General features: G+C 45.8%; 20 protein-coding genes and 2 pseudogenes. 11 read left to right on the forward strand and 11 right to left on the reverse strand.

The window, feature by feature from the left end; genetic code table 11:
• A pseudogene (locus tag RLO19_RS14740) lies at window positions 1-126 on the forward strand (RNA-guided endonuclease InsQ/TnpB family protein); the annotation flags it as partial.
• Here the strand turns inward: RLO19_RS14740 and RLO19_RS14745 are convergent.
• Window positions 121-513 carry a YybH family protein gene (locus RLO19_RS14745; protein ID WP_446357517.1) on the reverse strand — a complete coding sequence of 131 codons (393 nt, stop codon included), beginning with the start codon at window positions 511-513 and terminating at the stop codon, window positions 121-123. The pseudogene RLO19_RS14740 and the gene RLO19_RS14745 overlap by 6 nt on opposite strands.
• Before the next feature lie 72 nt (window positions 514-585).
• Between RLO19_RS14745 and queG the strand changes: the two genes are divergently transcribed.
• Together queG and RLO19_RS14755 are read left to right on the forward strand one after the other, a co-directional pair.
• Window positions 586-1,518 carry a tRNA epoxyqueuosine(34) reductase QueG gene (gene queG / locus RLO19_RS14750; protein ID WP_446357519.1) on the forward strand — a complete coding sequence of 311 codons (933 nt, stop codon included), beginning with the start codon at window positions 586-588 and terminating at the stop codon, window positions 1,516-1,518.
• Between the two features lie 158 nt (window positions 1,519-1,676).
• A complete protein-coding gene (locus RLO19_RS14755) occupies window positions 1,677-2,804 on the forward strand; it encodes a hypothetical protein (RefSeq protein ID WP_446357521.1) in 1,128 nt (375 codons plus the stop codon).
• Window positions 2,805-2,860: 56 nt separating this feature from the next.
• Here RLO19_RS14755 and RLO19_RS14760 read toward each other — a convergent pair whose 3' ends face one another.
• The 9 genes and pseudogenes from RLO19_RS14760 to RLO19_RS14800 form a co-directional block, all read right to left on the reverse strand.
• Entirely contained in the window at window positions 2,861-3,157 is a 297-nt protein-coding gene (locus tag RLO19_RS14760) for a hypothetical protein (protein WP_446357523.1), read from the reverse strand.
• A gap of 117 nt (window positions 3,158-3,274) precedes the next feature.
• Complete coding sequence (locus tag RLO19_RS14765) at window positions 3,275-3,679, reverse strand: NifB/NifX family molybdenum-iron cluster-binding protein (protein WP_446357525.1); 405 nt, start codon at window positions 3,677-3,679, stop codon at window positions 3,275-3,277.
• Window positions 3,680-3,726: 47 nt separating this feature from the next.
• Complete coding sequence (locus RLO19_RS14770; protein WP_446357527.1) at window positions 3,727-3,945, reverse strand: YgaP-like transmembrane domain; 219 nt, start codon at window positions 3,943-3,945, stop codon at window positions 3,727-3,729.
• A 5-nt stretch (window positions 3,946-3,950) separates the two neighbouring features.
• Window positions 3,951-4,085, reverse strand: a complete 135-nt coding sequence (locus RLO19_RS14775) for a hypothetical protein (RefSeq protein ID WP_446357528.1) — start codon at window positions 4,083-4,085, stop codon at window positions 3,951-3,953.
• Window positions 4,086-4,583: 498 nt separating this feature from the next.
• A pseudogene (locus RLO19_RS14780) lies at window positions 4,584-5,144 on the reverse strand (heterodisulfide reductase-related iron-sulfur binding cluster); the annotation flags it as partial.
• Window positions 5,113-5,316, reverse strand: a complete 204-nt coding sequence (locus RLO19_RS14785) for a hypothetical protein (protein WP_446357530.1) — start codon at window positions 5,314-5,316, stop codon at window positions 5,113-5,115. The gene RLO19_RS14785 and the pseudogene RLO19_RS14780, both read right to left, overlap by 32 nt.
• An 11-nt stretch (window positions 5,317-5,327) precedes the next feature.
• Window positions 5,328-6,407 (reverse strand): FAD-dependent oxidoreductase, encoded by a 1,080-nt coding sequence (locus RLO19_RS14790; RefSeq protein WP_446357531.1) that lies wholly within the window; start codon window positions 6,405-6,407, stop codon window positions 5,328-5,330.
• A gap of 278 nt (window positions 6,408-6,685) precedes the next feature.
• Window positions 6,686-7,732 (reverse strand): heterodisulfide reductase-related iron-sulfur binding cluster, encoded by a 1,047-nt coding sequence (locus tag RLO19_RS14795; protein WP_446357532.1) that lies wholly within the window; start codon window positions 7,730-7,732, stop codon window positions 6,686-6,688.
• A gap of 15 nt (window positions 7,733-7,747) precedes the next feature.
• Window positions 7,748-8,446, reverse strand: coding sequence for a 4Fe-4S dicluster domain-containing protein (locus RLO19_RS14800; protein ID WP_446357534.1), 699 nt, complete (start codon window positions 8,444-8,446; stop codon window positions 7,748-7,750).
• A 58-nt stretch (window positions 8,447-8,504) separates the two neighbouring features.
• On the opposite strand from RLO19_RS14800, the gene RLO19_RS14805 reads away from it, so the two are divergent.
• The 7 genes from RLO19_RS14805 to RLO19_RS14835 all read left to right on the forward strand — a co-directional run bounded on the left by RLO19_RS14805 (window position 8,505) and on the right by RLO19_RS14835 (window position 17,102).
• A complete protein-coding gene (locus RLO19_RS14805; protein WP_446357535.1) occupies window positions 8,505-8,627 on the forward strand; it encodes a hypothetical protein in 123 nt (40 codons plus the stop codon).
• A gap of 123 nt (window positions 8,628-8,750) precedes the next feature.
• Window positions 8,751-9,158 carry an ArsR/SmtB family transcription factor gene (locus tag RLO19_RS14810; RefSeq protein ID WP_446357537.1) on the forward strand — a complete coding sequence of 136 codons (408 nt, stop codon included), beginning with the start codon at window positions 8,751-8,753 and terminating at the stop codon, window positions 9,156-9,158.
• 161 nt (window positions 9,159-9,319) lie between these two features.
• On the forward strand, window positions 9,320-12,274 hold the full coding sequence (locus RLO19_RS14815) for a two-partner secretion domain-containing protein (RefSeq protein ID WP_446357539.1): 2,955 nt from the start codon (window positions 9,320-9,322) through the stop codon (window positions 12,272-12,274).
• 336 nt (window positions 12,275-12,610) lie between these two features.
• A complete protein-coding gene (locus RLO19_RS14820; RefSeq protein ID WP_446357541.1) occupies window positions 12,611-12,934 on the forward strand; it encodes a hypothetical protein in 324 nt (107 codons plus the stop codon).
• On the forward strand, window positions 12,931-13,314 hold the full coding sequence (locus RLO19_RS14825; protein ID WP_446357543.1) for an aspartyl protease: 384 nt from the start codon (window positions 12,931-12,933) through the stop codon (window positions 13,312-13,314). The genes RLO19_RS14820 and RLO19_RS14825 overlap by 4 nt, the downstream gene beginning before the upstream one ends.
• 6 nt (window positions 13,315-13,320) lie before the next feature.
• A complete protein-coding gene (locus RLO19_RS14830) occupies window positions 13,321-16,032 on the forward strand; it encodes a CHAT domain-containing protein (protein WP_446357545.1) in 2,712 nt (903 codons plus the stop codon).
• A gap of 302 nt (window positions 16,033-16,334) precedes the next feature.
• Window positions 16,335-17,102 (forward strand): DUF928 domain-containing protein, encoded by a 768-nt coding sequence (locus tag RLO19_RS14835; RefSeq protein WP_446357546.1) that lies wholly within the window; start codon window positions 16,335-16,337, stop codon window positions 17,100-17,102.
• An 87-nt stretch (window positions 17,103-17,189) separates the two neighbouring features.
• Here the strand turns inward: RLO19_RS14835 and RLO19_RS14840 are convergent, their stop codons facing one another.
• Window positions 17,190-18,665, reverse strand: a complete 1,476-nt coding sequence (locus RLO19_RS14840) for an anthranilate synthase component I (RefSeq protein ID WP_446357550.1) — start codon at window positions 18,663-18,665, stop codon at window positions 17,190-17,192.
• 222 nt (window positions 18,666-18,887) lie between these two features.
• Here RLO19_RS14840 and RLO19_RS14845 point away from each other — a divergent pair, with 222 nt between their 5' ends.
• The gene (locus RLO19_RS14845) at window positions 18,888-20,972 is read left to right on the forward strand and encodes a cation:proton antiporter domain-containing protein (protein ID WP_446357548.1); all 2,085 of its coding nucleotides are present in this window, start codon (window positions 18,888-18,890) and stop codon (window positions 20,970-20,972) included.
• Window positions 20,973-21,178 lie beyond the last annotated feature (206 nt).

Consider the following 21,178-nt stretch of genomic DNA (forward strand, 5'->3'; position numbering starts at 1 on the left):
AGAGACGTTGCAGCCGCTCAAGTAGTCTGTATTCGTGGACTTGCAGCCGTGGGACACACGGTCAAGATGCTTTCTGAGGGTAAATTCACTGGAATCCCTATGACGGAAGAATCCCCGCTCTTATAGGGCGGGGAGTGTCAAGAAACTAATCATTTGTTCGGGAGTGAGAATAAATATCCAGCCCACATTGACACTAAATAGCGGTGTCTTTACTTTGCCCTTGACTTGAATTTGAGTATCCCCGCTTTCTTGGGGTTCCACAACTCCCGTTTTGGGCAACAGCTGCATATCAATGGCTTCAGCCTTTAGATAGGTTGCGATCGCGGCTTTTCCTTCAATGGGTTCCTCAAACGGCGGCTGCATCACGCCGTTATCAGTAAACAAGGCGGCTGTTGCTTCATAATCGCCAGCATTCATCGTTTCAAAGTAACGCAAAATCACGGACTGGGTAATGCCCTCTATAGTCATTTCAGGTTGTTGGTAGGGGGGAGTAACGGTATGACTTTCATTCATTCATAATATAGAAACTTGCCAAAGTAGGCGGTAGCTGTTGCGCCTCTGTCCATAAAAAATGACCAATGACCCATGACAGATGACAAAAGCAATCAAATTAAGCAAAAAGCGCGATCGCTAGGATTTCATCGCTGTGGTATTGCGGCGGTAGAGGGGAATACTGACGAACAAGCCACTCAACACCTAAAAACCTGGTTGGCTCAGGGTTATCATGCTGACATGGACTGGATGCAGAATCCTCGCCGCTTGGATATCCATACCTGTATGCCAGGGGTTAAATCAGTTATTTCAGTTGCCCTAAACTACTACACACCTCACCAACGTCCTCAGGGAAACGACTACGCGAAGATATCCCGTTACGCTTGGGGACGAGATTACCATAAGGTGATACTCAAAAAACTCAAAGCATTGACCCACTGGCTACAAGCCCAAGGGGAAGGAATCCAAGCTCGTTACTATGTAGACACAGGTCCAGTACAAGATAAAGTGTGGGCAGAACGTGCCGGAATTGGTTGGATCGCTAAAAATGGTAATGTAATTACGCGAGAGTATGGCAGTTGGGTGTTTTTAGGAGAAGTTTTAACCAACTTATCTTTGACACCCGATACTCCCCATACCCAACATTGCGGAACCTGTACCCGTTGCCTGGAGGCTTGTCCGACCGGAGCAATTGTTAAACCCTTTGTTGTAGATGCCAATCGTTGTATCGCTTATCATACAATTGAAAATCGAGCGGAGGAACTCCCCCCATCCATCACCCCTCATTTAGAGGGTTGGGTAGCTGGGTGTGATATCTGTCAGGATGTTTGTCCTTGGAACCAACGCTTTGCTCAAGGGACGGATGTAGCCGACTTTGAACCCTATCCTGGGAATGTAGCGCCCAAGTTAGCGGAACTGGCGACACTTTCAGATCACCAATGGCATCAACGATTTCCGGCATCAGCCTTGCGACGGATCAAACCCCAGATGTGGCGACGTAACGCTAAAGCCAATCAACAGAAGTAGACCAACAATATCGCCATTGGACTTAAGATAGTACAGAATTTTGCTAAAAAGATGAGAATTTTTTCTCAGATCGGTAATTTGATTGCTAATCTAAGCGATAGGAAATGCTTTAGAGCATCTTAATATAGAGAATTCTATAGCCACAAGGGCGAGCCATTATGTCTCAGGACGTCAGTACTCACGAAAAGGCAAACAAGCCATCAACCACCTCCACTAATATCCCGGCTTGGTCAGCCGAAGCCGATGCGGATAAGTTAATGGATGATTTATTTGCAGATCTTGACCGTATCTTGGAAGGGAGTAGCAAATTACCGACGGAACCGACTAAGCCAGACTATGTATCTTTACAGTCGATTGTGATTCCCCCCATCACCGCGCCTCCCGCCGTGATACCTGCTCAAGACTTGGTGGAACAGCCATCTGGAGAGAAAAAGGAAACATCCCAAACCCAGTCTGCAGAGACGAAAGGGACAAAGAGTAACCGTTCCCATGGCAAAGGAGCAGGTTGGTCTATTGATAAATTTTTATTGGTAATGGCTCTGATTTCAGTGGGTCTAACCGCACTGTTGCTGCTGATTACTCAGAAACAAGGGTTTGCACCCTGGTTGCCCAACTTTATCACCTCACCGTCTCCTGAAACCCAACTCCCCTCAGCAGCGGATTCCGAGTTTGGAGATTATGCTTTGGATGCGCTAAAAAAAATTGACAGTAAAGCTAAAGACAGACAACAAGCCGCGATCGCAGGTGGTGGAAATCCTCCAGTTTCGACCAACTCAGGTGCGAATCCACCGGGTACAATTTTGGAAAGAATCTACTATCCGGTTTATCCACCCCAAAATTCCTGGATACCGCCTGTACCCCCCGCCAACTCCTCGATAGCCTCTCCGCCAGCCCCAGCCCCTTCACCTGCTGCTAATCCGCCATTACCCACCCCACCACCACCTCAAGTCACTATCCAAACACCGCCACTACCGCCTCCAACGGTTGCTCCAACCTCACCTAAAGCATCAGCACCGCCAACAGCATCAGCACCGCCAACGTCACCAGCACCGCCAACACCACCAGCACCGCCACCGCCGCCTCCGGTCAAACATACTCTAGTGGGAGTGCTAGAGTTAGGCGAACGTTCTGCTGCCTTATTTGAAATTGATGGGATCACTCAGCGAATTAACATGGGTGAAGCCATTGGCACAAGTGGCTGGATGTTAGTTGATATCAACAACGGAGAAGCCATTATTCGACGTAATGGAGAAGTTCGCTCGGTTTACACTGGGCAGACGTTCTAAATTAGAGGTGATTACGAGGCGATCGCATCACACACTCGGCAAAAAAGTGCCAACGTTCAAATGCCAAACCCTAAGCGAGTACCAACATGGCAGCTTATACAGTTGCCTAGAAAATGATGCCACAAAAACGCGATCGCGGCGGTTCCAGTACAGTGATTCATAGTCGAGAGTGCCGCCATGTTTCTCCACAATTTTATAACTAATTGATTGGCGTGGCACAGATAAAATGGTGGAATTTTTACCATTGAATCGGGCGCACGCCATGCGCCCCTACGGTTTCCGGGCTCCCATTCTAATTCATCAAATAAGGTGTGCCACACCACTACTGGCGTGAACATACTAAAATAGTTCATTACCGTAGGTTGGGTTTCCTTGCGTTTTCCCAACCTACATTTTTAGGACGGTCACGCCACTACGGTATATTAATAGTGTTGGCGATCGCCAAAGGCAATTTTTCAGTGCCATTGGTTCTAAGTCTCACTTACAGTCTCACATCCGTGACGGTGTTGATGACGGTGTTGATGCTCATGTTTACGATCATGACATTCACTATTTTCTGTCACCAAAGAACCATTAATATAGGCGTCAACCGCTTTATCTAGATCCGTTTCTTTCGTAATCACCGGCTCAATTCCCTTCTGTTCCAGACGGCGTACCAAATTTTTTCCCATTCCCCCAGCAATCAAAACCTGCACATCATCTAACGGATGAGAGTCATTGGGTTTGCTATTGTGAAATGACTGTTCGGGGGACAATTCCAAAAGAGTTTTAGCGATGATTTCATTGTCTTTAATCTCGTAAATCCAAAACTTATGGCAATGTCCAGCGTGTTCGGTTATGCTTGTTTTATTTTGACTGGCGACAGCAATTTTCATGGTTTTCTCCTACTTTTAATGAATGGTTGCTCGAACGGGCATGAAGGTTACGCGGGTGGATGCTCGTGAGGCTGGCGAGTGTTGATACCGAGTAAGCGATAAATGCCGCAAAAGCCAATCGCCGCACTGAAAGCAAGCACAGCGGCGGCGATATCCAATCCAACCACTAAGCCCGTATCTTGATAAACACTCAACCCTGCATAAAGCAAAAGCTCTGCTAATAGTAAGCGAACAATCTGATCTAAGCGTCCGACATTGTTGAACATGATACTTACTCTAAACTAACAGTAGATTTTTCCGGCGTTCTGACACTCTGCACCGATTGCCCAATGGTTACGGCAATCCTAGGTTCAATGGCACTCAAATAAGCTGTTTTAGTTCGCTTGATATATCGTAGAGTGGGCATTGCCCACCAGCATACCAGTCAGTACCATTCATCCTCGGTTATTGGCTGAGAGTGTTTCCCGCCTTGCCTGGGAACCTTGTAATTCTTTAATTAAATATATCACTACATAGTTGATTGTGCAAACACAAAGAAGGCAGTTGGTAGAAACATTGCCGACAATACCTCTACATTGGCGCTGGGAAAGTCTGCTTAATATCAAGTTGTGGTTCATAGTGGTGTGACACGCCTAAATTGATGGTAATAATTGGGTTTATAGGAAGATCTGCGAGCCTAATATTTTGTTGGGTTTCCTGTCGTCAACCCAACCTACTTGTATAGCACACCTAATCTAATGGATTAGAACTGTAGGGGCGCACAGACGTGCGCCCTTTTACCACACAGACGTGCGCCCTTTTACCACACAAACGTGCGCCCACAAACTTTGCCCGCAGAAAACCAGTAAAATATATTCCACGATTTTCACTGTGCCACACCAGGAATTGTGGTATATTTATCAGCTCATAATCCCAATTTAGCCAAAACAGGTTTAGGTGAAACAACGTGCTTGTTAATCCCCAGTTTCCCCGGTTTAATCCCTAACGCCAAGCCAATAATTTCTGTGATATAAAGAATGGGCAGCTTATAGGAAACATTGTACGCCTTCTCGATATCCGGCTGTCTCAGTTCTAAATTATTAGCACACAAAGGACAAGCCAAAACCATACAATCTGCCCCCAAGGATTTTGCCTCATCTAAAAGGCGCTTCGTCAGTTCAAACGCTACCTTTTCCTGAGAGACAAGAATCGGTCCACCACAACACTTTGTCTTTGACCGAAAATCAACCACCTCCGCCCCACAAATCTTAGCTAATTTATCCATCGACATAGGGAACACTGGAGAATCCCATCCCGTTAAATCCTGGGGTCGAGTCAATAGACATCCATAATAACAGGCAACCTTTAAACCCCGCAACGGCTTTTTGATCCCGCTGGAGATATCCACATCATTCGCCAAGACATCGACGACATTTCTCACCTTGATCTTAGAGTCAGAAACCGACATTCCCATCTGCGACAGAACGCTCAAAGTTGGTACATCCTCCACTACAAGTACCACACTGCATACAACTCGCGATCGCGGCATTCTCACCCCCCTCAGCGATCACCTTATCCATCACTTTCTGACTGATTTTATCACCATCAACTTGGCGATCTTTTTTAATACCAAAGAAGCATTTATTTTTGGCGACCATTGATTTAATCCTCACTGATGTACAACCTGCTTTTTACTGACAAAATGCCCATTAATCGCTGATTCAAATTGGGAGACAGAACCAACCTTAGTGGCGAGAAAACCCGCAATTTCCGCCGCCGCAGAACGCCCATCTGTAATTGATTCAGCAATCGCTTTCGGACCCGTTGCTGTCCCCGCCAGAAAAACGCCTGCTCGCGCAGAATAATTGTTCGAGTATTGAGTATGGGCGGTTTCATAGAACCGATCACAACCGACTTTTAGATCAGCAATTTCTGACAGTTCCGTATTGCCACACATCCCCACCATTAATACCAACAAGTCCACAGTTAATCGCATCGGTCTTGCTGTTAACGTATCTTCTACTCTCAACAATAAACTACCATCATTTTTCTCATTCGCCTCAGAAAGCCGACCTCGGATGAACTGAACCCCATATTTTTCCTGAGACGTTCGGTACAATTCCTCATAACCGCGACCAAACACCCGAATGTCCATATACAGACAGTAAATTTCACAATCAGGTATCTGTTCTTTAACTTCAATTGCTACCTTAACCGCATTGGTACAGCAAACTCGCGAACAGTAATTATTATTTACTTTTTCATCGCGAGAACCGACACAATGAACCATGGCTATTTTCCGTGGCGTTTTTCCTGATGCCGTTTTCACCTTTTGCTGTTTTAGCATGGCATCTAGTTCAACTGAAGTGATAGAATTATCGTAGATATCGTATCCATACTCCTCTTTAAACGAAGCATCAAAATGGTTAAATCCCGTCGAAACCAGAATCGAAGCCGCCTCAATTTTTTCCCCGGTTGAAGTGGTTACGGTAAAGTTCGGGGCTGAACCCTCAATCTGATTCACCGTACAATTGTTTAACACCCGGGTTCCATGGAGTCCGGCTTTGAGTTCAGCGATGATTTCTGAAGCATCGGTAAAATCAGGAAAAACTTTATACCATTTCTTTAAATGTCCCCCCAATTCGGCGTCTTTCTCAATTAACGTAACCTCTTGTCCTAACTCGCTGAGTTTCCCAGCCGCAGCCATTCCCGCTGGACCACCACCAATTACGACTACATTTTTACCCATTGTTTTCATCCTTGCGATATTTACCAATTTTGCTGTTTGTCAAGCGAAACTATACTGAAAGAGTCGTTTAAGGAGGTTGATGGAAATAAACCGAACTTGGTTAACTTCTGTCAATCTTCCTCAAGCCCTTACAAATGACAAATGACAAATGACGATTTTAATTGTCCCCACCGACTTAAAACGAATGCCACTGACTGGTATGCTGGTGGGCAATGCCCACCCTACGCTATATTAAAAGTTGGGGTAATTTCCTAATGCTTATTTCAGTGTTATTAGACTTAAAACGGTCGTCTCCGTTCTTCAGCCGTCTTAGATTTGTCATAAGGAATACCGATTTTATCCAGCAACGGTTCGACAGGAACCGCCTTGGCATTTAGTCCACAATCCTTAAAAGGGTCATAGCCTAAAAGCAACCCAGTCAGTTGGGCGTAGTCGAGAATGGATACGTTAAATTCTTCTTCCAAGACTTCCTTAATAGTTCCTTGTTCGGCATCCAGGAACACGGTACAACCCGGACAGTTGGTTAAGATTAAATTACAGTCTGGGTGTGCTTCTTTCAGGCTGGCTAATTTCTTATAAACACTCCCGGCGGTGTAATCCCGATTTTCAGGAAACGCACATTGGCGGAAGCCCATCCCACAACAATGTCGGCGTTCGGGATAATCAATAATTTCCGCACCAAAGGCTTCTAAAAGTCCCACTAACACTTGGGGAAATTCCGCCCCACCCATGGCTTCACCGGGGAAAATCTTCCCATAATGGCAACCGACGTGATCCGTAGCTTTGATTCCTTTGAGGCTATATTTAGCTTTTGCAGCCAGTTTATGACGATTGGCAAAGAAGACATCTGACGCATGAACCACCGAAGGTCTACCACCGGATACGTGAGGAATCCAAAACTCCCGACCCGTTGTTTCTTTTAATGTCTTTTCGGTGTATTCCAGCAACTCGGGTTCTTCTTCCCAGAGTTTAATCACTTCTGTATAGTTGGCAAAGGAGGTGACACAGAAGGAGAAAAGATTATCCACACCTTGTTCATAATGGGCGATGGAAAAGTTTCTCGCGGCAATCACCATCTGGGTTTCCAGGTTGGTGACATCACCGTGATATCCAATTGCCCCACAGGAGGTATGACCAGGGGCTTCCCGCAGTTCGATGCCCAGATCATTTTTTAATATCTTATAGGCGATGCCTTCGGTATAAGGGGCGGCACTTTGGAGAAAACAACTGCGGAAGCATCCCCATAAGTTTCCACCTGGGTCATCGACGCTGGGGACTTGTTTTTGGTGTCTTTCCCAGGCTTGATTTTTTCCGGCTAATTTCATGATTTTTATCCTAATTTATTTGATTTCGTAGTTGTGGCTATCCCCAGTTTCTAACCAGGTTTGCCAGTATTTTTCCACTTCCGCTTTGCTGCCGAGTTTCTTTTCCATGCCTTTTTCCACGGCATCCATTAAGGAGACAGCACCGGTTTTTTGGTAAATTGCCCGCACTTCTTCCATGTCTTTTTCGGGAATCATCCGGTGCGAACCGGGGCTATTTTCCAAGTCCATTGGTACACCCCACCATTCACGCATTTCTTTCATATGGTCGTAATAGTATTCCCAGTTCTCACCCAGTTCAGGAAAATGGGATGGGGAGATGTTTTTTGCCAGTAAGGTATAGCCGCGTTTGAGCATGTTTTCCCCAAATACCCGCTTGGCAATTAATTGCTGTCGTCCTCTTTCCGACTCGGCGAAGTAACCGTAACGAATAGCAAGTCGGCGCAAGGCAAGAATAACTGAAGCGGGACTGTTGCCTCGGGGACACCGGGTTTTGCAGGAGAAACATTGTCCGCAATACCAAATTTTGTCTGATTTGAGCAATTCCTCAATCAGTTCGTCATCTTCGGATTGGACAATGTTCATCACCTCTCTGGGAGAGTAATCGTTAAACTCGGCTGCTGGACACACGGCAGTACATACACCGCAATTGAGGCAGGCATTCATGCCGTGCTGATACAAAATGTCTTGTTTTAGCTCGTTAAATAGTTTGCCCATCGGAAAACCCCTTTGACTGGCGCGACTGAGTGACGCCTATCGTCGATAACTGTATTATATGATTAATTGGTTATATAAAGTCAAGGGGTTAGCCAAAAAAATTTTTCCGGTGACAATTTTGCCTTCTGCTCACCTGCTTCTCCAAGGGCGGGTTTGGTCAAGGTATCAGTTTTTGGCATAAACTATCTGTAAAACCCGCCCCTACAGTCGGTTTTCTCGCCATGACAGCGAAGACAACACATTTATGGTATGTAATAATATGACTAATCAGTAAACGACACCGCACCACGTAGTTTTACCCCTTATGCCTAATCGCACAGCGACCAAGACCCAGAAAGCCAATTCAGTATCCGATTGCGGAATCTCCCAACTCTCTCCTGTGGCGTTGACCTTGATGGCAGATTTTTTCAAGGTACTCTCAGAAGTCAGTCGGCTACAGATTGTCTGCTGCTTGAAAGCAGGAGCAAAGAACGTCACGGAGATTATTGAAGAAACCGGACTGGGACAAGCTAACGTATCGAAGCACCTCAAAATACTCAACCAGGCGGGAATTGTTTCCCGTGAACAGCAAGGGGTTTGTGTCTACTATAAAATAGCCAACCCGTTTTTGTTTGAATTGTGCGATTTGGTCTGTGATACTCTCTCGATGCAAGTGGAGCAGCAAAGCCAGCAATTACAGCAGCTAGCCGTACTACGTCAAGGTCGCAGATAAATTGACCGCCGCGATCAGGGGTGCAGGGGTATCACTATTTGTAGGGACAGGATATGATATAGTGTACCTATTCTAGTTTTTAGCATCTACCTTTAGAAAGATGCTATTGTAGCCAAATACAGCGATAAGTTGTTTGGTGTTACTTTGAATGTAATGTAGCGGTGGCACGAAACCTGACTCAAAAAAGCCGCGATATCCCTAGCTTCCCGATAATGGCATGGACAGCGACAAGCCTATTGGGATGCTGGATTGGCGTTGTTTTAAATCAGCCTGCGATCGCGCAAATTACTCCTGATTCTACTTTGGGTGATGAAACGTCGGTATTGACACCGGGCGATAACCCAATAGACATTCTGATTCAAGGCGGCGCTCAACGCAATTCGCACCTATTCCACAGTTTTGAGAAGTTCAATGTGGGAGATGGACAACGAGTTGATTTCGCTAATCCTGGAGGGATTGAAACCATTTTCACTCGCGTCACCGGTGAAAACCTGACAAATATTCTGGGAACCTTAGGCGTAGAGGGAGCCGCGAACCTGATTCTGCTGAATCCCAATGGTATCTTTTTTGGCGAAAATGCTCGATTAGATGTGTCCGGTGCATTTCGAGCCACGACAGCAGACAGTATTATTTTTGAGAATGGATTGGAGTTCAGCGCCACAAATCCTCAAACCCCGTCCCCTTTACTCACCATTAATGTTCCCATCGGCTTGCAAATTGGACCCAATCCCGGCACTATTGTCAATCAATCCGTTGCCCAAAGTGGGGATGAAGTCGTGGGACTGGCTGTGCAAACAGGTCAAACCTTATCCTTAATCGGTGGGAATGTCAAGTTAGCAGGGGGTTATCTTACCGCACCCGCCGGAAAAATTGAACTCGGTTCCGTTGTTAATGGAGAGTGGAACCTAAATGCTCCCCAATCCTCATTCCCCAATGCGACAAGTGCAACATCAACATTAGGAACGATTCAACTAATAGAACAAGCTACTGTTAAAGCGAGTGGTGAAGGCGGGGGTGAGATTCTGGTACAAGGGCGACAAGTGTCCGTCCAGGATGGGTCACAAATTCTGTCAATTACCCAAGGATCTCAACCTGGAGGTAATTTAACCATAAACGCTTCTGAGTTAGTGGAAGTCGTCGGCGCTTCCCCCAATGGTTTGTCCATCAGTAGCATCAAGGCAAATACAGAAGGTGCTGGAGCCGGGGGAGATTTAACCATAAACACAGGACAATTACGGGTGCAGGGTAGAGGCTTAGTCTCTGCATCAACCTTTGGAGATGGGACAGGGGGAGATCTGACAATTCGGGCTTCAGATTCCGTAGAACTGAGTGGTTCTGGATTTGAGAATTTGCAACAAAACATTATCTTAAGGGCATTAGCGACACCAGAACTATTACAGGCGTTAGGTTTACCCCCGGACTTACCCCCCCTACAAGTTGCTGATATAGAATTTGTCGGCGGCGGACTTTTGGCTGGTACTCAAGGAAGCAGTTCCGCAGCCGGTCGTTTAACCATTAATACAACTCGGTTAGTGATGGAGAATGGCGCGATCGCACTTACGCCAACGGGAGGTGCGGGGAGAGGGGGAGATGTTTTCGTCAACGCTTCTGAGTCCGTCGAAATATCCGGTTCGGCGTTTGTCACAGGGGCGTTTCAAGGAACAACAGGCGATGCAGGGAATCTCACCTTGAATACGCAACGCCTAACCCTAAAAAATGGAGGACTCCTGCAAACGATTACCTTTGCTCAAGGCGATGGTGGAAACTTGCAAGTAAACGCTTCTGAGTCTGTACAAATGGACAGTACACCCATTGGCGCCCTGGCTCCCACAGGGATTTTTGCCAACAGTATCTTTGGTACAGGAACAGGTGGCGACATCACCGTGAATACAGGCCGGATGACTATGCGCGAAGGGGCGCAAGTGGGAAATCAGACAGGTGCATTGACAGGATTGGGGTTAATCCCGGTGGGGGGTCCAGCAGGAGATGTTGTCATAAATGCTACTGATTTTATTGAAATTGACGGTGTATCCCCGGATGCTCGATTTATTAGTGGTCCGGGAACCACCAGTTTTAGTGGGGCACCTGCAGGAGATGTAACTGTTTCTACCCGAAATATGATCATCCGGGGTGGGGCAAATATTTCAACCACCACCCTGAGTGCAGGAGATGGAGGCACATTGACGGTTAATGTCTCCGATACCCTGGAACTCATCAGTACGGGAATTTCTACCGGGGGAGGAGTTCCCGTAGAAATTCCCAGTAGTTTAGTTTCTTCCTCCGGACGGGCTGACTTTCCTGCATTGCAAGCCACTGGAAATGCGGGTGTTTTAACAGTAAATGCAGGTCAACTCATTATCCGAGATGGGGCAGAAGTTGCCGTAAATAGTCTGGGTTCTGGGGATGCGGGTACCTTAGAAATTGTCGCCGATTTGATTCAATTAGACAATCAGGGAACGATTAATGCGGCGACGGATTCGGGTCAAGGCGGTAACTTATCCCTAAAAACCCAAAACTTAGTAATGAACCGAGAAAGTCAAATTACCACCAATGCCGGAAATACAGATGGCGGTAATATTACCATCATCACCGATACCTTAGTCGCTCAAGAAAATAGCGATATTACTGCCAATGCTCAACAAGGTCGAGGTGGGCGGGTTAGTATTACAGCTCAAGGTATTTTTGGTACGGAGTTTCGGGAGCAACTAACGCCCCTAAGCGATATTACCGCCACCTCTGAATTGGGTCCTGAATTCAGTGGTACTGTGAATATCGTTATCCAAGGTATTGACCCCTCTCAAGGATTAGTTGATTTCCCCGAAAATTTCACAGATACTAGCACGCTTATTGCCATTGGCTGTGCCGCAGATGAAGGAAATTACTTTTCCCTAACTGGACGTGGTGGCTTACCTGCTAACCCGACTCAACCCCTTGCCAGTGAGACGGTGTGGTCAGATGTACGCAATTTGTCTGTGGCATCTTCCCCATCGTCTGTGGCTAAAACAGAAAACAATTTTCAATTTTCCCGACCGAATCCTCAACCTCAAATTATTGAAGCGCAAGGCTGGATTGTCAATAAAAAAGGTCAAGTTGAATTGGTAGCTAATTTACCATAAAGTTCCCCTCAAAGTCCTCGATATACACCACAAACTTGTTCACCTTAAGGAGGTGGGAAAATTAAAGTTAATGGGGGGATCGCCATTTGTCATTTGTCATAGGCTATTTTAATGAATTTAGGGGATAGTGTAGTCTATCTAGACAAGTGTAGTCTATCTAGACAATTCGATAACTCCCGATAGTGTCAAACTCAACTCTAAATAAAATGTTTGAAGAAGATCCAAATGAACAAAATCAAGCCGCTTGGCGTGTATTACGTGTATTAACATTTGGCGACCTGAAATCTGCTGTATAATCAATCTAATCAGGTCTAATGAGGAGGTTAGTATATCACGATGACTGAGCTGTATAATAAGCCGAAACCGCGACGGGGGAGACTATTTCCTGAATACACTATTCCCCCAGAAGAATTAGCAAGACGCAAAGCAAACAGAATTGAACTAGGGCAACGTTGTCGAGTTATTTTTGAACGAGTTCGCTGGGAACTAATTGAAAAGTATTACAATTGGTTTATTGCTATCGAACCCGATAGTGGAGATTATTTGATTGACCCTAAATTAGAAAGATTAATTGAAAAAGGACAGGAACGATATGCAAGTCATGATATCAAGTTAACAATCTTTAGGCTTAATGAAACGGGAACCTGTGGTAAGATATGATTGCGGGTCAGTTTAGTGATAATGGAGAGTTAGTTTTTGAAATTGAATTGATTGCGGCTAACGGTGAGGGCTTTACAGTTGAAGCTGTTTTAGATACAGGTTTTACAACAGGTTGGTTGGCGATTAATTCTCAGGATATTGACGTCCTAGATTGGTCTATAATTACCTATGAGATTGAGATGCAGACGGCACGGGGACATGAGTTTTTTGACCTCTATGAGGGGAAAGTGACTATTGATAGCCAAGAGTTTACCGTTCCCGTTCATGTAGGAGATGAATTGCCTGATGTTTTAATGGGGTGTCAGTGGCTAGAACTCTTTGAATTAATCGTGAATAAAAAGAAGGAAATTTTGACCCTGAAGATTATGGCAAGTGAATAAACTATTATGAAGTGGGTTCGTATTTTTTTTAGGTTACGGGTTGGGTCGAGTTTTAGAAGATATGCTTTCCTTTTGATTCTGTTTGGGCTAACTCTGTTTCTCGTTACCACTACGGCAGAAGACTTTTTGGCTATTGCCCAAACCGATAACATCCTATCCCTTGAGAATACCACCAACCGCTTAAACAGCCAACTCCCCAACGTCACACCTACTAATCCCACAACCCCACTAGAACAAGGGATTACCGCCTTTGAAGCAGGACGTTTTGCGGATGCAGCACAACTGTGGCGACAAGCCGCCCAAGAGTATGAACAAAAGCGCGATCGCCTCAACCTTGCCCTAAGTTTAAGTTATCTCTCGCTAGCGTATCAAAACTTGGGACAAGTCCAGGACGCAGAACGGGCGATTAACCAAAGTCTTGATCTGTTGCAGGATCACAACAATTGGGAATCAGGGGGTTTGGCGATTCTGGGTCAAGCCTTGAATACTCAAGGACGCCTGCAACTCACCAAAGGACAAGCAGAAGCCGCCTTGGACACCTGGAAACAAGCCACCGACGCTTACAGCCGTGCGGGTGATGAAACCGGAAAACTGGGAAGCCAAATTAACCAAGCCCAAGCCTTGCAAAGCTTGGGACTCTATCGACGGGCGCAAACGCTCTTAGAGCAGGCAAATCAACAACTCCAATCCCAACCTGACTCCCTGCTAAAAGTTCAAGGATTGCAGAGTTTAGGAATAGCCCTACAAGAGTTGGGTGATCCCAAAACGTCCCAAACCCTTTTAACCCAAAGTTTAACGATCGCACAAAAACTGAACCCAACTCCCGATACGAGTGCGATTCTGTTGAGCTTAGGGAATGTGGCGAGAGACTTACAAGAAAATGACAAAGCATTAGATTATTACCACAAAGCCGCCCAAAATGCAACCGATTCGCTGATCCAAATCAAAGCTCAATTGAACCAACTGAGTCTGTTGATCAATACGGAACAAGAAGACGCCGCGATCGCACTATTACCGCAAATCCAAGTTCGCCTCGCCACCCTATCCCCCAGTCGGGCGGCTGTTTATGCTCAGGTGAATTTGGCAGACAGCCTGATCAGGATGGCAAGGGATGTACAGACGTGCCATGGCACGTCTGGATGTCAAGGAGCGGGTTTAACCGATAACCTTACCCCAGAAACCGGAAGCGCTAAAGCACTCACTACGAACGGCGCGATCGCACAATTATTAGCCAAAGCCATTCAACAAGCCAGACAGATTCAAGACGCTAAAGCTGAATCCTACGCCCTGGGTCAATTAGGCAAACTTTACGAACAGCAGCAGCAGTTAGCCGAGGCGCAAAAGCTAACACAACAAGCGCTGAGTTTGGTTCAAGGAATTAATGCTGGCGATATTGCCTATTTATGGGAATGGCAACTGGGTCGAATTCTGCAAAAGCAGGGAAATACCCAGGATGCAGTCGCCGCTTATACCGTAGCCGTTGAAACCTTGCGATCGCTCCGCAGTGATTTGATTGCCCTGCCAAATTTACAATTTTACTTTCGAGAACGGGTTGAACCCGTATATCGTCAACTGGTGGGCTTACTCCTAAAATCTGATCCGTCTCAGAAAAACCTGCAAAAAGCCCGCGAGGTGATTGAATCTCTCCAGCTTGCTGAATTAGATAACTTTTTTCGCAACACCTGTATCCAGGCGCAACCCCAGCAAATTGATCAGGTTGATCCCACGGCGGCGGTAATTTATCCAATTATTCTGCCAGACCGTTTAGCCGTGATCCTATCATTGCCAGGACAACCCCTGCGCCATTATGAAACCCAATTACCAGAAACAGAGGTCAACAACGCCTTTATCCAGCTCCGCAAATTCCTCAATCCCGTGTTGTCGGACAAACAACGATTACGCTTTTCCCAAGACATTTATGACTGGCTGATTCGACCCATAGAAGCCGAGTTAGCTAACAGTGAGATTAAAACCCTCGTCTTTATCCTGGATGGGGCTTTGCGAAATCTGCCCATGGCAGCCCTTCACGATGGAGAACAGTATCTGATCGAAAAATACAGTATCGCGGTGAGTCCCGGATTGCAACTATTAGAACCGCGTGCGCTAGATAGAGAACGGCTTCAGGCATTAATTGGTGGACTCAGCGAGGAACGTCAGGGGTTTTCTGCCTTACCTGGAGTAGAGTTAGAACTGAGTAAAATTGCGGATAAAGTGCCGTCTGAGATGCTTTTCAATCAAGAATTTACCACAACCACACTTAAGCAGGAAATTAGTGCAGTTTCTTTCCCAGTAGTTCACCTTGCCACCCATGGTCAGTTTAGTTCCGAGGTAGAAGATACGTTTATCTTGACTTGGGAAGGGCAAGTCAATGTCAATGATTTGGATCAACTACTGCAAGTTCGAGAACGAGAGGATAGCCAACCGATTGAATTACTGGTTCTCAGTGCTTGCCAAACAGCAACGGGGGATCAACGAGCCGCCTTGGGATTAGCGGGTGTTGCGGTACGTTCAGGAGCCCGCAGCACTCTGGCAACCCTGTGGTCAGTTCGCGACCAATCAACGGCTCAACTCATGGCTGAGTTTTACCAATCCCTGAGTCAAGCTGAGAATAGCAAAGCGGAATCTCTGCGTCAGGCACAGCTTTCTATATTGAAAAACCCTGAGTATGAGCATCCTTATTACTGGGCACCGTTTGTTTTGGTGGGGAATTGGTTATAGCGCGTCTATTTGAATTGTACAACTCAGGTGAAACTGAAAAAACAAAGAGCATAATCTAAGAGTTATAAACCACAGACGTTTCCCAAATATCAAGTATTAGGAAATAACGTCAATTAATTGTACAGATAGGTCTTTTTGTTAGCAATTTTACATAGAAAGACTTATTCCCAAATAATTATTATTAATTTTTAATACTATGGGTTGAGTGAAATCTGGCAGTGAAGACTGGATATTATAAACAAAATTGTTTAAAATAATAGTGTCACTCGCCAAGGCATTCACTGTTGAAGAGGATTATTATCGTGACTTGGCAACGTTACTACATTTATATCAGCTTATTTCTCCTCAGTCTGTTGTTGAACATCCTGCCGATTGAGGGGTTACCCGTGCAGGCGCAAGAGATTGCGCCGAGTAGAAGCCTATCTAGTCGTTCGATAGTGACGGTAAGATTCTCACCGCCACCGACAGGTGAGCCACACTTACCCGGTAATCGGGAGGGGGGAGGGACTCGTGATGGCGGATGTCCTCAAGATGCTAAAGGACTCAATCTGGCGATTACTTCTGTAATGCCCGCGACTCACCAAGGATTGACGGTGGCTGAACGCCCTACCTTTTTTGTTTACGTTCCTAAAACCGCTGCGAAGCAGGCACTCTTTGTCCTCAAAGATAAAGACGAGGATTATTATTATGAAACAACCTTGCCCATGCCCAAACAAGCAGGGATTCTCCGCGTAAAGCTCCCGGATGAGGCATCAGGGCTAGAAGTTGGTAAAACGTATCATTGGTCATTTTTGATGATTTGTGGCGAGCAAGTCATGCCAGATAGTCCCGGAGTCCAAGGCGTGATTAGACGGGTTAAGCCGAATGGAACATTAAATCAGCTAGACGGAGAACCTCTGCTAGAACAGGCTCTCCAGTATGGGGCAAATGGTATTTGGTTTGATACTCTGACAACCCTGGCTCAACTTAGACAATCTAATCCAGGGGATTCCTCCTTTCAAGTGGCTTGGGCAGACTTGTTAAAATCGGTAGGACTCGACGCGATCGCGACTCAACCCCTGGTTAATTAATAGGATGTAATGATGAAAATATCCCATCTGTAGGGGCGCACCGACACGCATGACCGACGTGCGCCCTTTATCCAAGACGTGCGCCCTTTATCCAATGGTGTTTTTGCTGCCCAGATTCAACGCATTGAGTTGAGCTTGGGCTTTCTGTAAAGATTCATACCATTCCTTTTGCGGATCACTGTCGGCAACAATCCCCGCACCAACTTGTCCCCAAACCGTTGCCCCAGGTTGAGAATTGCCCGATTTACTATACAACAACGTGCGAATCAAAATATTTAAGTCCAGATTTCCCCGCCAATCTAAATAACCGCAAGAACCATAAAATAAGTTACGCTTTACAGGTTCGAGTTCTTCAATAATTTCCATACAGCGAACCTTAGGACAACCCGTAATGGTTCCCCCAGGAAATACACCGCGAATCAAGTCTATCGGGTCACACTTAGGGCTGAGTTTACCAATAATATTACTAACCAAGTGCATGACGTGGCTGTAGCGTTCAATACTAAGAAGTTCATTCACTTCTACAGTCCCCCATTCACAAACTCTGCCGATATCATTGCGCTCTAAGTCAACTAACATGATATGTTCGGCTCTTTCCTTAGTATTGGCAATTAACTCTTGGGCTAACTGTTCATCCTGAGTCGAAGTAGCACCACGTTTTCGCGTTCCAGCAATCGGTCTAGTCTCAACTTTATTCCCTGATAATTGAATCAATCGTTCAGGTGAACAGCTAATCATTGCCCCCCACGGAGTTTGCCAATAACTGGCAAAAGGGGAAGGATTAATCTGTTGCAACGCTCGATAAATTGACCAGCTATCCAAAGCGGTATGTGCTTCAAACCGTAACGACAAATTTGCCTGGAAGATATCGCCAGCTTGAATATATTTTTTCCCTTGCTGCACCGCCGCTATATAATCTTGCTGAGAGATTTGAAAAATAGGAGTAATGGGATTACTTTTGTCCGGTTTTGGTAAATCCTGTACTCCTATCTCTCTATCAGCTTGTTTTAGCTGACGTTGCAGGGAGTCAAGTTGAGCCGAATCTGTCGCCGCTAACCAGAGAACTTGCTGGTGATGATCTAGCACAGCAAAGGATTCCGGTTCATACCAGTAGGCGATGGGGAAAGGAAGGGGATCGGTGTTTAGTTGGGGGAGTTGCTCAATCTCCCAGGCTAAATCATATCCCAGCCATCCTAACCAACCCCCTGTAAAGGGAAGGAGAGCAGGAACCAGTGATTCTGCCTTTTGCACTTGAAGCAGGCGGCGTAGGAAGGGTAGAATGTCTCCCACAGAGGGTGTCCATAGCTGAGGTTGATGCTCAATAAAGCGAGGAGAACCCGCACAAATAGAATATCGAGCTAGATGGGTATTATTTGGCGTCACGGGGCTTTCTAGGAGAGTAGCAATGTGACAATTTTCAGCCAAGTTTCCTTCTAGAGCTGAATCTCCTGGGGGATGAAGAAATAGCGCCTCGAAGACGCGGGAACCACTACGCTTAGCCAAAGGAAGCTTGCGCCAATGCCAAGGTTGTATGGGTTTGAGGGAGGATGGGCTAGGGAGCATGTCAGGGGCGATGTCGGACAAAATTTTTCCTTATTTTGCGCCTTTTGGTTACAATATTTTTATACATCAATCCTCTATAGACAATAACAATTTAGCAGTTTCCTGGGCGAGTCAATCTACCTATACGTCTTTACGCTAAGAATTCGGAAGCAATAGGTTAAACAGAACTTGATTGAAGAACCTTTGTCTATAAAATAGCGGCAATTTTTAAGCCAAAAGGTGATGAATGAATCGATAGCATTTTTCCAAACCGGGCTACCCGAAGGTCCAATTGTAGCGTTTACTATTCTGCTGTTAGTCAGTTTAACCATTCCGCCGTTGTTCGAGCGTCTGGGATTGCCTGGGTTAGTCGGATTGCTGTTGGCAGGAGTTATACTCGGTCCTAATGGTTTGCAGCTATTGGATGGTGAAACCGAGACAATGAAGCTGCTATCAGATATCGGCAAAATTTACCTAATGTTTGTGGCTGGGCTAGAAATTGACTTGGTGCAGTTCCGCAAGAAAAAACATCGCTCCTTAGTGTTTGGATTAATGACCTTTATCGTACCACTTGTCACCAGTATGATGATTGGACGATTATTTGGTTTTGGGTGGAATACCTCCCTACTGATGGGTTCTTTATTTGCCTCCCATACTCTATTAGGGTATCCCATCGTCCAGCGCTTGGGTTTAGTTGAGAAAGAATCCGTCATTGTTACCATTGGCGCGACAATCTTTACCGATATTAGTGCGCTGCTTGTCCTAGCACTATGCGTTTCGATTAATGCGGGAGAGTTTTCTCTCTATAGTTTGATGCAGCAATTGGTTTCATTAGCCATTTACACAGTCATCGTTTTATTTGGCTTTGACTGGGTGGGGAAGGAACATTTTCGGCGGACGGGAGATGATGAGGGCAATCAATTTTTGTTCGTACTTCTGGCGGTGTTTCTAGCGTCAGTGGGGGCGGAGATTATTCAGATTGATCAGATTGTCGGTGCATTTATGGCAGGTTTGGCGGTTAATGATGTGGTGGGAAACTCACCCGTTAAAGAAAAAGTGGAGTTTGTGGGCAGTGTTTTATTTATCCCCTTTTTCTTTGTAGACATGGGTTTACTCCTAGATATTCCCGTGTTTATCGAAAGCCTCACCACCAGTTTTTGGCTAACCCTGGCAATTGTCGTGGGATTGCTGGGGAGCAAATTTTTCGCCGCTGCGATCGCGAAATTCCTCTATCATTACAGTTTTGACGAGATGATGGTAATGTGGTCTCTGTCTGTACCCCAAGTCGCCGCCACACTAGCCGCCGCCTTGGTTGGTTTGCAGGTGGGGTTAATCACGGAAACCGTCTTTAACAGCATCATTGTTTTAATGCTGGTTACCTCTATCCTGGGTCCTTTACTAACCGGAAAATTTGCCCCAAAACTCCCTTTACCCAAACCCAGCCCAAAAACTAGCCAGTCTAAACTCTGGTGGGAAAATCATCACTTTGAACATTTAGAGGAACAAGAGCCGGTTCCGTTTACGATAGTCGTACCTGTTAGCAAAAGTCAAACCAAGGGGTATTTAATGGAAATGGCAGCACTGCTAGCCCATCACCAATCCGGTCAAATTATACCTCTATCTATCTCTCCATCTCATACCTACATGGATGAACCCCAGATGCAGGTTAACCTGCGCCAAAGTCGGCGACTCCTGAACAAAGCGCTAACAGTTAGTTCTGAGTTTGAAGCCGAGGCGAAACCTGTACTGAGGATTGAGAATGACATCGCCTCTGGAATTGTTCACACCGCCCGGGAACAAGACGCCAGTTTAATTGTCATGAGTTGGCGCAAAAATACAGGATTGCGGGCACGTTTGTTTGGTACGATTATTAACCGTGTATTTTGGGCATCTCACTGTCCAGTTGCGGTGATGCGACTCTTAGATGAGCCAGTCAACCTGCGTAAAATCTTGGTGCCCGCGAAAAACTTCTCGCCGCAGACAATCCGCACGGTGAGGTTTGCTCAACTCCTGGCTGATACCCATCAAGGGGAGGTGAAACTGCTACACGTTTGTCCGACTAAAACGGCATCCTCCGAAATGGCGGCGATTGAAGACGAGTATATTAAGGTGTTAAATGTCACTGGCGGGCATGTCAAACCAACAGTGCAAGTAATTCAAAGTGACGATGTGGCGCTGGCGATTCTGAAGGTGGCTCAGTTAGCGGATATGGTAATTTTGCGCTCTTTGCGTCGCCGTACTATTGCTGGGTTAGCGGTGAGCGATATTACCACACAATTGATAAAGGAACTCACCTGCTCATTAGTGTTGTTTGGGGAACCGTATTAAACAGGTATGTTCTTGTTGCGATCGCCTCCTCCTAATCAAGATTTATGAGAAGAGCGATCGCATTCATTTTATCAATGGATAATTAATAATTGATAATTGACAATTGATTAATTGGGTCTAAGACCTCTTCGTTTACGAAGAAATTAAAAAAGATTTTCCTTAATTTCAATCCTCTTCTTTTAAGGAGAGGTCATTATCCATTGTTC

This window comes from Coleofasciculus sp. G2-EDA-02, from assembly GCF_040226375.1.
Lineage (GTDB): Bacteria > Cyanobacteriota > Cyanobacteriia > Cyanobacteriales > Coleofasciculaceae > Coleofasciculus.

Coding starts and splice junctions, on each gene's coding strand:
- RLO19_RS14745 (WP_446357517.1), bottom strand. CDS start 513: ATGAATGAAAGTCATACCGTTACTCCCCCCTACCAACAACCTGAAATG.
- queG (WP_446357519.1), top strand. CDS start 586: ATGACAGATGACAAAAGCAATCAAATTAAGCAAAAAGCGCGATCGCTA.
- RLO19_RS14755 (WP_446357521.1), top strand. CDS start 1,677: ATGTCTCAGGACGTCAGTACTCACGAAAAGGCAAACAAGCCATCAACC.
- RLO19_RS14760 (WP_446357523.1), bottom strand. CDS start 3,157: ATGAACTATTTTAGTATGTTCACGCCAGTAGTGGTGTGGCACACCTTA.
- RLO19_RS14765 (WP_446357525.1), bottom strand. CDS start 3,679: ATGAAAATTGCTGTCGCCAGTCAAAATAAAACAAGCATAACCGAACAC.
- RLO19_RS14770 (WP_446357527.1), bottom strand. CDS start 3,945: ATGTTCAACAATGTCGGACGCTTAGATCAGATTGTTCGCTTACTATTA.
- RLO19_RS14775 (WP_446357528.1), bottom strand. CDS start 4,085: ATGCCCACTCTACGATATATCAAGCGAACTAAAACAGCTTATTTGAGT.
- RLO19_RS14785 (WP_446357530.1), bottom strand. CDS start 5,316: ATGGTCGCCAAAAATAAATGCTTCTTTGGTATTAAAAAAGATCGCCAA.
- RLO19_RS14790 (WP_446357531.1), bottom strand. CDS start 6,407: ATGGGTAAAAATGTAGTCGTAATTGGTGGTGGTCCAGCGGGAATGGCT.
- RLO19_RS14795 (WP_446357532.1), bottom strand. CDS start 7,732: ATGAAATTAGCCGGAAAAAATCAAGCCTGGGAAAGACACCAAAAACAA.
- RLO19_RS14800 (WP_446357534.1), bottom strand. CDS start 8,446: ATGGGCAAACTATTTAACGAGCTAAAACAAGACATTTTGTATCAGCAC.
- RLO19_RS14805 (WP_446357535.1), top strand. CDS start 8,505: ATGATTAATTGGTTATATAAAGTCAAGGGGTTAGCCAAAAAAATTTTT.
- RLO19_RS14810 (WP_446357537.1), top strand. CDS start 8,751: ATGCCTAATCGCACAGCGACCAAGACCCAGAAAGCCAATTCAGTATCC.
- RLO19_RS14820 (WP_446357541.1), top strand. CDS start 12,611: ATGACTGAGCTGTATAATAAGCCGAAACCGCGACGGGGGAGACTATTT.
- RLO19_RS14825 (WP_446357543.1), top strand. CDS start 12,931: ATGATTGCGGGTCAGTTTAGTGATAATGGAGAGTTAGTTTTTGAAATT.
- RLO19_RS14830 (WP_446357545.1), top strand. CDS start 13,321: ATGAAGTGGGTTCGTATTTTTTTTAGGTTACGGGTTGGGTCGAGTTTT.
- RLO19_RS14840 (WP_446357550.1), bottom strand. CDS start 18,665: ATGCTCCCTAGCCCATCCTCCCTCAAACCCATACAACCTTGGCATTGG.
- RLO19_RS14845 (WP_446357548.1), top strand. CDS start 18,888: ATGAATGAATCGATAGCATTTTTCCAAACCGGGCTACCCGAAGGTCCA.